This window comes from Trinickia sp. HAY1-2D (assembly GCF_056754935.1).
On sequence record NZ_JBPGWX010000002.1, the window covers coordinates 4,088,114 to 4,100,249 of the forward strand.

At 63.3% G+C, this 12,136-nt stretch carries 10 protein-coding genes; 2 read left to right on the top strand and 8 right to left on the bottom strand.

Going from position 1 to position 12,136, the window contains the following annotated elements:
• Nucleotides 1-18: 18 nt before the first annotated feature.
• The 7 genes from ACR9ZC_RS25995 to ACR9ZC_RS26025 all read right to left on the bottom strand — a co-directional run bounded on the left by ACR9ZC_RS25995 (nt 19) and on the right by ACR9ZC_RS26025 (nt 7,892).
• Entirely contained in the window at nt 19-1,152 is a 1,134-nt protein-coding gene (locus ACR9ZC_RS25995; protein WP_481582465.1) for a TraB/GumN family protein, read from the bottom strand.
• On the bottom strand, nt 1,145-2,161 hold the full coding sequence (locus ACR9ZC_RS26000) for a peptide ABC transporter ATP-binding protein (RefSeq protein WP_331572069.1): 1,017 nt from the start codon (nt 2,159-2,161) through the stop codon (nt 1,145-1,147). Before ACR9ZC_RS26000 ends, ACR9ZC_RS25995 begins: the two co-directional genes overlap by 8 nt.
• A complete protein-coding gene (locus ACR9ZC_RS26005; protein WP_481582466.1) occupies nt 2,158-3,156 on the bottom strand; it encodes an ABC transporter ATP-binding protein in 999 nt (332 codons plus the stop codon). Before ACR9ZC_RS26005 ends, ACR9ZC_RS26000 begins: the two co-directional genes overlap by 4 nt.
• A 36-nt stretch (nt 3,157-3,192) precedes the next feature.
• Nucleotides 3,193-4,110 carry an ABC transporter permease subunit gene (locus ACR9ZC_RS26010; RefSeq protein WP_331572073.1) on the bottom strand — a complete coding sequence of 306 codons (918 nt, stop codon included), beginning with the start codon at nt 4,108-4,110 and terminating at the stop codon, nt 3,193-3,195.
• Nucleotides 4,111-4,122: 12 nt separating this feature from the next.
• The gene (locus tag ACR9ZC_RS26015) at nt 4,123-5,133 is read right to left on the bottom strand and encodes an ABC transporter permease subunit (protein ID WP_481582467.1); all 1,011 of its coding nucleotides are present in this window, start codon (nt 5,131-5,133) and stop codon (nt 4,123-4,125) included.
• 136 nt (nt 5,134-5,269) lie between these two features.
• On the bottom strand, nt 5,270-6,904 hold the full coding sequence (locus ACR9ZC_RS26020) for an ABC transporter substrate-binding protein (protein WP_481582780.1): 1,635 nt from the start codon (nt 6,902-6,904) through the stop codon (nt 5,270-5,272).
• 838 nt (nt 6,905-7,742) lie between these two features.
• Nucleotides 7,743-7,892 carry a hypothetical protein gene (locus tag ACR9ZC_RS26025; protein ID WP_481582468.1) on the bottom strand — a complete coding sequence of 50 codons (150 nt, stop codon included), beginning with the start codon at nt 7,890-7,892 and terminating at the stop codon, nt 7,743-7,745.
• A gap of 373 nt (nt 7,893-8,265) precedes the next feature.
• Between ACR9ZC_RS26025 and ACR9ZC_RS26030 the strand changes: the two genes are divergently transcribed.
• Together ACR9ZC_RS26030 and ACR9ZC_RS26035 are read left to right on the top strand one after the other, a co-directional pair.
• On the top strand, nt 8,266-9,501 hold the full coding sequence (locus ACR9ZC_RS26030) for an RpiR family transcriptional regulator (protein WP_481582469.1): 1,236 nt from the start codon (nt 8,266-8,268) through the stop codon (nt 9,499-9,501).
• Nucleotides 9,498-10,331: a GSU2403 family nucleotidyltransferase fold protein gene (locus ACR9ZC_RS26035; RefSeq protein WP_481582470.1), complete on the top strand. Its 834-nt coding sequence runs from the start codon at nt 9,498-9,500 to the stop codon at nt 10,329-10,331. Before ACR9ZC_RS26030 ends, ACR9ZC_RS26035 begins: the two co-directional genes overlap by 4 nt.
• Before the next feature lie 27 nt (nt 10,332-10,358).
• Here the strand turns inward: ACR9ZC_RS26035 and ACR9ZC_RS26040 are convergent, their stop codons facing one another.
• The gene (locus ACR9ZC_RS26040; RefSeq protein ID WP_481582471.1) at nt 10,359-11,999 is read right to left on the bottom strand and encodes an ABC transporter substrate-binding protein; all 1,641 of its coding nucleotides are present in this window, start codon (nt 11,997-11,999) and stop codon (nt 10,359-10,361) included.
• Nucleotides 12,000-12,136 lie beyond the last annotated feature (137 nt).

Here is a 12,136-nt window from a genome sequence, read left to right on the forward strand (position 1 = left end):
CCCGCGCACCTGTGCCCATCACGCCGGATCGACGACGAACCCCCGCTCGCGCAGCAGCGCGAGGACACCCTTCGGCCCACCCAGGTGCAGCGCGCCGATCGCCACGAATATCGGACGATTGGGCGCGGCGAGCTGGACCATGCGCGCCGTGAACCGGCGATTGCGCTCGAAGACGATCTTGTTGTCGAGCGAACGGGCAGCGGCCTTCGACGACGCGAGCCGTTCGGACTTCGCCGAGGCCCACGCCGAAATGGCATCGGCATCGCCCACGCGCCAGAGCCGGTGAAGCGTCTTGACATCGTCGACCGTCTGCTCCGGCGTCTCCTCCAGATCCTGCGCGAGCATTTCGCGCTGTTCGGCCAGCGTCAGATTCGTGAACGCGCGCATCTGCTCGCCGAGCGTCTCAAGACCGACCACCTTGCCGCGCGAGCGCAGGTAGACGTTTTGCAGCTGGGCCTCGGTGCCATATTCGGTCTGAAGACCCGCGCTCAACGATCCATAAGTCTCGACGAGCAGTGCCGCGAGCCACGGCCGCGTCTTCTTGATCTCGCGCAGCGCGGCCGGGTTCTCGCGCAGCCGCGCGGCGAGCTTGCGCATGAGCGGCGCCGGTAAAAGCCGCGGAAGGCAAGCGTAGTTGCACACGCCGTATTTCGATACGTCGTCTTGCGAGGCAATGAGGTCGTCCGGCGAAAGTTCCAGCGCGAGCGTGGGGGCGGCGGCAAGCGCCGCCAGCATCGGCCGTCTGAACGGCGCGCTCGGCGGATAGTCGGCCGGATCGCCGACGTGCAGCGTGCCAAGCACGTAGATCGTCGTCGTACCCTTCGTCGCCACGTAAAACGGCATATGCGCGGGCTGCGCGACCACCGGCCCGCTCGCACTCGTGCTCGACGCCTCGGGCGGCCCGTGAAACCCGGGAATGACGGGGGCAGGCGCCGCCGGGGGCGCGGCAACGGCCGAACCCGGAAGACGCACCGGCGGCATCGCGGTGCCGCTCGGTCCGGCCACCGCGCGCGCGAGCCCGAGCACCGCCTGCGCCTCGCAGTCGACGGCGTTCGACAGCAGCAGCACCAACACGAACGCGCGCAAGCGGCGCCGCCGCATGCCGGCGGCCGCGCCGCCACGCACGTGCCGCGCCGCCTGCGCATCAGGCATCCGCGTCCCCCACCTCCTCGGCGCGATGACAAGCCACGAGACGCCCGTCGACGTCCCGCAAGCGCGGCTCCTCGACGCGGCACTGCTCGATCGCATACGGACAACGCTGATGGAACGTGCAGCCCGACGGCGGATTGAGCGGCGACGGCAGCTCGCCTTGCAGCTTGATCTGGATGCGGCGGTCGGACTCGAAAATGGCCGGCGTCGCCGACATCAGCGAGCGCGTATACGGGTGGCGCGGATTGGCGAAGATCGTCTGCTTGGGGCCAAGCTCGGCGATGCCGCCGAAATACATGACCATCACGTCGTCGGCGATATGCTCGACGACGGCCAGGTTGTGCGAGATGAACACGTAGCTCGTCTTGAACTGCTCTTGCAGGTCCATGAAAAGATTCAGAATCTGCGCTTGGATCGAGACGTCGAGCGCGGAGACGGGCTCGTCCGCCACGAGGATGCGCGGGTCCAGAATCATCGCACGCGCGATCGCGATGCGCTGGCGCTGCCCGCCCGAAAACATATGCGGGTAGCGCTTGGCATGCTCGGGCCGCAGCCCGACCGTGCGCATCATATGAGCGACGCGTCCGGCGCGCTCCGACGCCGAGAGCGCCGAGTTGATCGCGAGCGGCTCGCCGAGCGTCTGCTCCACGGTCTTACGCGGATTGAGCGACGCGAACGGGTTCTGGAACACCATCTGCACATGGCGGCGCAACTGGGCAATGCGCTCGCGCGACGCACCGGCAACGTCCTCGCCCTCGATGACGAGCCGCCCCGAGGTGGGTGTCTCGATCATCGTCAACTGGCGTGCAAGCGTCGATTTGCCGCAGCCCGATTCGCCGACGACGGCCAGCGTCTTGCCGCGCGAGAGCGCAAACGAGACGTCGTTGAGCGCTTTCACCGTGGCGTGGCCGAAGAGACCGCGACGCACCGGATAGTGTTTCGTCAGCCCCTCGGCGACGAGCACGGTGTCGCCGCGCTCGGGCGCACGCGGTGCTTCGGGTACTGCGTTCATCGTGCGCCTCCGTGGGTCGAGCGAATCGAATCGAGATTGAGCGGCTTGATGCAGCGCGCACGCATGCCGTCGTTGCCCGCTTCCAGCGCCGCGAGTTCGGGCCGGCCTTTCCAGCAATCGTCGACGACATACTTACAGCGCGGCGCGAACAGGCACCCGCGCGGCCGGTCGTCCCGGCCGGGCACCATACCCGGCAGCGCCGCGAGACGCTTCGCGCCGAAATTATGCTCGGGAATCGCCGCGAGCAGCGCCTCGGTATACGGGTGGTGAGGGCTCGCGAAGATGTCGGGAACGCGATTCGTCTCGATGATCTCGCCCGCGTACATCACGGCAACCCGCTGGGCGACCTCCGAGACGACGGCAAGATCGTGCGAGATCAGCACGAGCGCCATCCCGCGCTGCTTTTGCAGGCTGACGAGCAAGTCCATGATCTGCGCCTGGATCGTGACATCGAGCGCCGTCGTCGGCTCGTCGGCGATCAACAGCTTCGGGTTGCAGGCGACGGCCATGGCGATCATGACACGCTGGTTCATACCGCCCGAGAGCTGATGCGGGAACGCGCCGAGGCGGTTTTTCGCATCGGGAATGCCGACCTGATCGAGCAATTCGAGCGCGCGGGCTTCCAGCGCCGCGCCGCGCAGGCCCTCGTGAAGCCGCAGGACCTCCTTGATCTGGTAGCCGACCGTATAACTCGGGTTGAGGCTCGTCAGCGCGTCCTGAAACACCATCGCGATGTCCTTGCCCACGGTCTTGCGGCGCTCCCTGGGCGAGGCGTTCATGAGATCGCGCCCGTCGAAGGCGATTTCATCGGCCGTCACGATGCCCGGCGCGTCGATGAGCCCCATGACCGCCATCATCGTCACGCTCTTGCCCGAGCCCGATTCGCCGACGACGCCGACGACCTCGCCCGGTGCGATGGAGAAGTTGACGCCGTCGACGGCAGGCGCGCCGCCGAACGTGACCGACAGATTGCGGATCGTCAGAAGGTCGCGCATGGCAGTATCCCGCGGTGAGTGTGGGGGTCGTTCCATTCATCCCATCCGTTTCAATTTGGGATCGAGCGCATCGCGCAACCCGTCTCCGAGCAGATTGATCGCCAGCACCGAGATCAGTATCGCGAGACCCGGCATCGTGACGATCCACCAGGCGTTGTCGATGTAATCGCGTGCGGAGGCGAGCATCGCGCCCCACTCGGGCGTCGGCGGTTGAACGCCGAGGCCGAGAAAACCGAGCGCGGCCGCATCGAGAATAGCCGACGAGAAGCCGAGCGTCGCCTGCACGATCAGCGGTGCGGTGCAATTGGGCAGCACCTGCGAAAACATGAGCCGCAACGTCCCCGCGCCGGCCACGCGCGACGCGAGCACGTACTCCTTGTGCAGCTCGCCTTGCGCCGACGCCCGGGTCAAGCGGACATAGCCGGGCAGCGCGACGATCGCGATCGCGAACATTGTGTTGACGAGACCCGGTCCGATGATGGCGACGACGGCCACCGCGAGCAGCAGCGAGGGCAATGCGAGCAGCACGTCCATGAGGCGCATGATCGGCGTATCGGCCCATTTGTCGAAAAAGGCGGCGACGAGCCCGAGCACGATGCCCGGAATGAGCGCCAGCACGACGGACACGCAGCCGATCCAGAACGACATGCGCGCACCGTAGATGAGGCGGGACAGGATATCGCGGCCCGCCTCGTCCGTGCCGAGCACGAAGTGCCAATTGCCGCCCGCGAGCCATGCGGGCGGAATCTTGACGAACTCGCGATATTGCTCGATGGGACTATGCGGCGCGACCATCGGCGCGGCCACCGCGAGCACGATGAACACGAGCACGATGACGCCCGCCGCCACCGCTCCGCGATTGCGCGAGAAGTTGTGCCAGAACTCGCGGGCGGCGAGCCTGCGGCCGCTCGCCGGTGTCACGGCCTCGGGAATTGCGTTTTGTATGTCTGCCATGTCGGGGCCTCGCTAGCGCGTGTGGCGGATGCGCGGATTGAGCACGCCGTAGAGCAGATCGACGGCAAGGTTCACGATGATGACGAGCGTGGCGATCAGCAGGATGCCGCCTTGCACGACCGGATAGTCGCGCCGGCCGATGGCGTCGATGAGCCACTTGCCGATGCCGGGCCACGAAAAGAGCGTCTCGGTCAACACCGCGCCGGCCAGCAGTGTGCCGACTTGCAGCCCGATCACCGTCACGACGGGAATCAGCGCATTGCGCAGGGCATGCACGATGACGATGCGCGCCGGCGAGAGCCCCTTGGCGCGCGCCGTGCGGATATAGTCCTCGCGCAGCACCTCGAGCATCGATGAGCGCGTCATGCGCGCCACGACGGCCAGCGGAATGGTGCCGAGCACGATCGAGGGGAGAATCAGGTGGCTCACGGCCGAGACGAACGAACCTTCGTCGGGCACGAACAGCGAATCGATGAGCAAAAAGCCCGTGACGCGCGGGATGTCGTACTCCACGGCGATGCGGCCCGAGACCGGTGTCCAGCCGAGCGTCACCGAAAACAGCATGATGAGAATCAACCCCCACCAGAAGATCGGCATCGAATAGCCGGCCAGCGCCGTGCCCATGACACCGTGGTCGACGACGGTGCCGCGCCTGAGCGCCGCGAAGATGCCCGCCGGCAGACCCAGCACGAGTGCGAACACCATCGCGCAGATCGACAGCTCGACGGTGGCCGGAAAACGCGCAAGAAACTCGCCCATCACGCTCGTGTTCGTGATGATCGATGTGCCGAGATTGCCGTGCAGGGCTCGCCACACGTAGTGGATGTACTGCAACGGCAGCGGCTCGTCGAGGCCGAGCCGGTGCAGCGCCGCCGCGTGCATCGCGGGATCGACGCCGCGCTCGCCCATCATGACTTCGATCGGATCGCCGGGAATGAGATGAATGAGCGCGAACGCGAGAATGGTGATGCCGATGAAAGTCGGTATCACCATTCCCACGCGGCGCAAAACGAATCGGAACATGGTTCGCCCCTTGATCTGCGTGGGGAAAAATGCGACCGGCGACGAGAGGCGCATGTCCTCTGTCGCCGGATCGATTGCGGCACCTTCCGGTTACCGCAAATGACGTCCATCGAACATACCGGAGCGACGCCGGCGGCTACTTGAGGCTCACCCCATCGAAACGCGTATAGCCGAGCGGATCGATCTTCATGTCGACGACGTTCTTCGTCGTCGGCTGATAGACCGTCGAGTGCGCGATCGGCGAGAACGGCAGCTGGTCGGCGAAGATCTTTTGCGCCTCTTCGTAGTATTTCGTGCGCTGCGCGCGGTCCGTCGTCGCGCGGCCCTTTTGCACGAGCTCGTCGAACGGCTTGTAGCACCACTTCGAGAAGTTGTTCCCGTTGATCGCGTCGCAGCCCAGCAACGTCCCGAGCCAGTTGTCGGGGTCGCCGTTGTCGCCGGTCCAGCCGATGAGGTAAGCGTCTTGCTCGCCCGCATGGCCGCGCTTGATGTACTCACCCCACTCGTAGGTCACGATCTTCGCCTTCACACCGATCTTCGCCCAGTCCGACTGGATCATTTCGGCCATCAGCTTCGCGTTCGGGTTGTAGGGACGCTGTACGGGCATCGCCCACAGCGCGATTTCAAAGCCGTTCGGATAGCCGGCCTTCTCGAGCAAAGCCTTCGCCTTCGCGGGATCGTACGAAGCGGCCTTCAGGTCCTTGGCGTAGGACCACTCGGTCGGCGGCATCGGATGCGTCGCCGCCTGACCCGCGCCCTGATAGACCGAGTCGACAATGGCCTTCTTGTTGATCGCCATGTCGAGTGCTCGGCGCACATCGACATTGTCGAGCGGCTTATGCTGCACGTTGTAGGCGAGATAGCCGAGGTTGAAGCCCGCTTGGCTCGGCATCTCGACACTGCTGTCGCTCTTGAGCGTGGCGATGTCGGCCGGCTTCGGATAGCTCATGACCTGGCATTCGTTGCGCTTGATCTTCTGGGCGCGCACGTTCGAATCGACCGTGATCGAAAAGATCAGCTTCGAGACCTTGACCGTGTTCGGCTTCCAGTAATCGGGGTTGCCGTCGAAACGGATCGTCGCGTCCTTCGTATAGCTGCGGAAGATGAACGGGCCCGTGCCGACGGGGAACTGGTTGATGTCGGAGGCCTTGCCGGCTTTCAGCAACTGGTCCGCGTATTCGGCCGAGAGAATCGACGCGTATTCCATCGCCAGATTCTGGATGAACGGCGCGTTGACCTCGTTCAGCTCGAAGCGAACCGTGTACGGATCGACCTTTTCGACCTTTTTGATGAGCTTATCGAGGCCCATATCGGTGAAGTACGGGAACGATACGTTGTACGCCTTGCGAAACGGCTGATTCGGATCGAGCATGCGCTCGAACGTAAAGACCACGTCGTCGGCATTGAATTCGCGCGTGGGCTTGAAGAACGAGGTCGTCTGGAACTTGACGCCGTGACGCAGATGGAACGTGTACGTCTTGCCGTCGGGCGTGACTTCCCATTTCTCGGCCAGCCCCGGCTCGATGTTCGTGCCGCCGCGCGCGAATTCGACGAGGCGGTTGTACACGGTAAACGTGTTGGCGCTGAAATCGACACTGGTCGTGTATTGCGCGGGATCGAAACCGGCGGGACTGCCTTCCGAGCAGTAGACGAGGGTCTTGTTGGGAATCGTCGCGGCCTGCGAGATCGTCGCGGCGCCAAGCGATGCCGTCACGGCTGCGGCCGCGAGAGCGGTGACCCGCGCGGCGCGCAACAGTTTGTTGAGTTCCATCATTCCTCCAAGTCGTAGTCCGGCTAGCCGGCGTAGCCGGATATTACTGACCTTTGATTACCCGAACAAGCGGTCGAAAATATATGATGGCGGGTTGGCCCCAGCGCCGGCGCGGGTCGCGAGAAGGGGGCCCGGCCTTTCCTCGGCCGAGATCGCTTGGATCATCAAGTGTGTTCGCGAACTGCTGGCGGAAGAGCCACTGCAGATTGATAGTACCGCCGGAACTCCGCGGCTGTAAGCCATGAAGCGAGGCGGCCATGACCCGAGTCCATATCAACGTTCCCCGTGCTGCAAGTCACTTCGGCAACGTCGAAACGTTGCTTTTCATTTCGCGAAGCGCTATCTAGGCAGCTCAAACGAAGGGACCAGGTATGGACGATTCGGTGATACAAACGCACGACGGCTGCGCCAAGAAGTTGATGGTTACAGCTGCGACGCAGCTCACGTCGGCCGCAGCGCTCATTGATAGCGTCACTCGCTCGCAACTTGAGCACGCTTTAGACGGGCAGCGGTGCGGCCCGAGAGTATACGAGAGCGTGAGGAGCCTGAACGAGATCATCGGTACACACTAGGCGACCGCGTCCTTTTCGAGCTGCTTCAGCACGCCCACGACGCGCACGCCGTCGGCGAGAAGGACGAGGTCGCCATCCACTTGCTGGTCGCCAACGACAACACGGGTTTTCTGCTCGTCACCAACGAGGGGTGCCCCTTCTCCGACTCAAACCTCGAGGCGATCCGCAACATCGGAACGAGCGATAAGGAAATCGGCGAAGGCATCGGAAACAAGGGCCTCAATCAGAGGCGCGTGCCAATCATGACCGGCCCGCGCTTGAACCTTTTAGTCCTGCGTCTCGTCCTTCAGCCGCTGCGACACCCATGACTGGCTGCGGCCGAGCACGGCGCCGCGTTGTTCCTGCGTGAAGTTGTTTAGATCCTCCAGCTTTTCGTCTTGCGATGCGCCCGGCAGCGGCAGCTTAATGGTGAGCATCGTGCGCGTTTTCGTCAAAACGACGTCGGGAGCGGCAACGGTCGTTTCGCCCGTTTCCAAATTGTGCGCCTTCGGGCGCGCGGCCAGCGGCCGGCGCGCGAGCGCACCACGGCAAGCGACATGGGGTTCTCCTCGGAGACGGGCCGGTGAATCATCAGCCTTTGAGATCGCGAGCGCCCAGAGCGAACGCCCTCTTATTGCGAGTGTGCGGCGCTGTTGCGTTTGGCCGGCGCCTGGCGTCGCGCGTTGCACGCACTGTAGCAACGGCGGATGTACCGAGCTAGGCGTCGGAGCCATCGTTGGCCGTTCGGCCTAGGTTCGCGGGGGTGGTGCCGTCCTGCTTTAGTTGGCGGGCCAAATATCCGAAACCCTTGTGTGCCAAGGCTTTTCTGCTTGCCTCGAACCGAGCTCGAGAGTAACATGGCCATGTGAATTAACGTGGCCAAGTGAAATAACATGGGCAAGTGATATGAGCGACCTGCACTTCGCAAGCGGAGCTGCCGACCGCCTCGCGCGCCACTCCGTGAATGCGCTTTTCCAGAGCCAGGGTTGGGACGTCCTTGAGAAGGGCGAGGACGGCAAGAGTGCGGATTTCATTCTGACGAGCCCCCGTGGCCAGACGTATCACGTTGTATTGAAGGCGCTGACCGAAGGACGTGCCGATCGCGCGATCCCGCTATTCTCGCAGGCTCTGCTGGAGTCGCGCGCACGCGCGAACGGACGGCACGACCGATCCCGCCCAGCTGTCATCCTCTGGGTGGGAGTCGCATCGCACGCTCTCATCAGAAAGCTCGTGGACTTCCAGAAAGAGTATGGGAGCGGTGAACCATTCGCCATCCTCTCAGACGTGCCGCTGTACGCTGATTTCCCCGAACTGGAGGCCGAAGAGCAGCCGGCGAGCGTGCGGCGCAGCAGCCATTCGGCACCGCCGACGCTCGTTTTCTCCGACCTCGCCCAATGGATGCTCAAGCTCCTGCTGGCGGCCGACATCAAGCGCGAGGGCCTGATAAGTGCCCCGCGAAAGACGTACATGACAGCGACCGAGCTTGCGCGGGAAGCTCGCGTATCTGTCATGAGCGCCACTCGGCTCATCAATGCCCTGAAAGAAGATGGTTTGGTCGAATTGGCACCTCATTTGCGGATCGTGCAGCGACGCAAGCTTGCGCAACGTTGGAAGGCAGCGTACGTGAAACCGGCCGTCGGCGTGCCGATGAAATATCTCGCAGGTGGCGTGCCCGAGGAGCAGCAGTTACGAAGGACGCTCAAGCGCGAAGAAGGAGCGACGCTGGGCCAGTTTGCCGCGGCTAACGGTCTGGGCGTAGGGCACGTTCATGGCGCGATAACGGCCCTCTGGGTGCTCGATCTCGCAGCGGCAGAACGATGGCGGGGTCTGAAGCGTGCACGCGACGGCGAACGGCCGGATCTGATCCTGAAGCAGCACCCGTATCCGCAATCGCTGCTTCGCGGGCGCGTGATGCGTGATGGAGCCTGGGTGTCCGACATCATCCAGACATGGCTTGATGTTTCCGCCGAACCGACGCGCGGTGCGGAGCAGGCCGCCGAGCTCGAGCACGGCGTTCTGGCAAAAGTAGTGGGAGAAAAAATGTGAGCGACTTCGCGGAATTCAGCAGACTTGCCATGACCCTGGAGCCGTGGCGCGCGCAGATTGTCTTCGTTGGCGGATGGGCATTCCGGCTCTATGGCTATGAGCCGCGCGCTTACACGGCGGACCACAAGCCCATCTTCACCCAGGACGCGGACGTGGCATACGACAAGCACGAGCTGCGCGAAGGCGATATCAAGGCGGCATTGGAAGGGGCTGGCTTCACTGAACAACCGAACCTTGCTGGCGGTTTCAGGCCGCCGGCGATGCGCTACAACCTGGGTGGCAATGAAAACGGGTTTTACGCTGAGTTTCTTACGCCGCTCACCGGCAGCGGGAAAAAGCGCGACGGAAAAGGAGGATGGGAGGAGGACGCCACCGAACTGCACGCGGGCGTCGTCGCGCAAAAGCTTCGGTTCCTCGAAGTTCTCCTGTTCAAACCCTGGCTTGTGACCATCCCGAAAGAAGAGTCCGGGCTTTACGAGGCTGTGGCCGATCTTCGCGTGCCGAACCCAGTGAGTTTCGTGGTCCAGAAGCTTTTGATCCGGAACAGACGGGAAGGGAAAAAGCGCGCTCAGGACGTCCTCTATATAAGTGACACGCTCAAGATCTTCTACGGAGCAATCGAGAGTGATCTAGTTCCAATCTGGAAGGAACTGGAGGCCACGCTGCATGCCAACCAGCGAAAGTCGGTTCGCGAAGGCGTGCGAGAGCTGTTCTCGGAGATGAACGACGTGATCCGCGAGGCGGCAGAGATTCCTGATGACAAGCGGGACCCTGAAGCGATGCTACAGCTTTGCAGGGAAGGCTTCGAAGAACTATTCGGCGAGGTCTAGTACGCCGCCTCGGCCCCGGGTTTCGCGCTAACGCAATCCCACGTTCCAGAACTGCGTCGGTCCGAACGGATCGATCTTGAAGCCCGTCACCTCCTTGCGCAGCGGCTGATAGACGAGCGAATGCGCGATCGGCGTGAACGGACGTTGATCGGCGAAAATGCGTTGCGCCTGCAGGTAGAGTTTCGTGCGCTCCGCTGTGTCGGTCGTTTCCCGCGCCTTGACGATCAGATCGTCGAACGGCTTGTAACACCATCTCGCGAAGTTGCTGCCGCCGACGGCCGAGCAGCCCAGCAATACGCCCAGCCAATTGTCCGGGTCGCCGTAGTCGCCCGTCCAACCGATCAGCAGCGTGTCGTATTCGCCCGCGTGCGCGCGTTTCACATATTCGCCCCACTCGTAGGTCACGATGTTCGCCTTCACGCCGATCTTCGCCCAGTCCGCCTGGATCATCTCCGCCATGAGCCGCGCATTCGGGTTGTAAGCGCGCTGCACCGGCATTGCCCACAATGTGATCTCGAAGCCGTCCTTGAATCCGGCATCGGCGAGCAGCCGCTTTGCTTTTGCGATACCGCGCGGCGCGTCGGCGATCGACTCGTCGTAAGACCACTGCGTGGGCGGCATCGGATGGCTCGCGATCAGGCCCGCGCCCTGATACACCTCGGCCAGAATCGCCCGCTTGTCGATCGCCATGTCGAGCGCGCGGCGCACGTCGACGTTATCAAGCGGTTTTTTCGTCGTGTTGTAGGCGAGATAGCCAAGATTGAAGCCGGCTTGCGACGGCACCTGCAAATCGGGATCGGCCTGGAGCGAGGCGATGTCGGCCGGGCGCGGGTAGGTCATGACCTGGCATTCGTTGCGCTTGAGCTTCTGTTCGCGCACACCCGCGTCAGGTGTAATCGAGAAAATCAGCCGCCTCAAGCGCACCGCGCCCGGCTTCCAGTAATCGGGATTGCCGTCGAAACGGATCGAGGCATCTTTCGTATAGCCGCGAAAAATGAACGGCCCCGTCCCGACGGGAGCGTTGTTGATCTCCGACGCCTTGCCCGCGTTCAGCAGTTGCTGCGCATACTGGGCCGAGAGCACGGACGCAAACGGCATCGCCAACTGCGAAAGGAACGGTGCATTGACGGACGCCAGTTTGAATCTCACCGTGTATGCATCTATCCGCTCGATGCGCTCGATGGTCCTGTCGAGGCGCAGGTCCGTGAAATAGGGAAACGCTACCGGATAGGCCTTGCGAAACGGCTGATTCGGATCGCGCATGCGCTCGAACGTGAAGACGACGTCATCGGCGTCGAACTCGCGCGTCGGCTTGAAGAACGAAGTCGTCTGGAACTTCACGCCGTGGCGCAGATGGAACGTATAGGACCTGCCGTCCGGTGAAACCTCCCAGGACTCGGCCAAACCCGGTTCGACCTTCGTGCCGCCATGCTCGAATTCGACGAGCCGGTTATAGACGGTATAGGCCGCGGCCGAATTTTCGACGCTGCTCGTGTATTGCGCCGGATCGAAGCCCGCGGGACTCGCATCGGAGCAATAGACGAGGGTTTTGGCGGGAAGCTCGGTGGCCCCGCAGGCAATGCTGCCGAATATGGCGCAGGCCACTGCGCCTGCTGAAACGATGAACGAAGTCGAACGAACGCCAAAAAGCGGATGACGGACCGACATGGGCACTCCCTCGGTAACCGGGCCGCACAAGCGTAGCACGGCGCGTTCGCATCGCGGTCCGCGGATCAGCGGATCAGCGGCCAGGGCGAATCGACGAGAAACCTGATTCGGCCAACGTCTTTGGGCCCGTTGCGCTG

Coding starts and splice junctions, on each gene's coding strand:
- ACR9ZC_RS25995 (WP_481582465.1), bottom strand. CDS start 1,152: ATGCCTGATGCGCAGGCGGCGCGGCACGTGCGTGGCGGCGCGGCCGCC.
- ACR9ZC_RS26000 (WP_331572069.1), bottom strand. CDS start 2,161: ATGAACGCAGTACCCGAAGCACCGCGTGCGCCCGAGCGCGGCGACACC.
- ACR9ZC_RS26005 (WP_481582466.1), bottom strand. CDS start 3,156: ATGCGCGACCTTCTGACGATCCGCAATCTGTCGGTCACGTTCGGCGGC.
- ACR9ZC_RS26010 (WP_331572073.1), bottom strand. CDS start 4,110: ATGGCAGACATACAAAACGCAATTCCCGAGGCCGTGACACCGGCGAGC.
- ACR9ZC_RS26015 (WP_481582467.1), bottom strand. CDS start 5,133: ATGTTCCGATTCGTTTTGCGCCGCGTGGGAATGGTGATACCGACTTTC.
- ACR9ZC_RS26020 (WP_481582780.1), bottom strand. CDS start 6,904: ATGGAACTCAACAAACTGTTGCGCGCCGCGCGGGTCACCGCTCTCGCG.
- ACR9ZC_RS26025 (WP_481582468.1), bottom strand. CDS start 7,892: ATGCTCACCATTAAGCTGCCGCTGCCGGGCGCATCGCAAGACGAAAAG.
- ACR9ZC_RS26040 (WP_481582471.1), bottom strand. CDS start 11,999: ATGTCGGTCCGTCATCCGCTTTTTGGCGTTCGTTCGACTTCGTTCATC.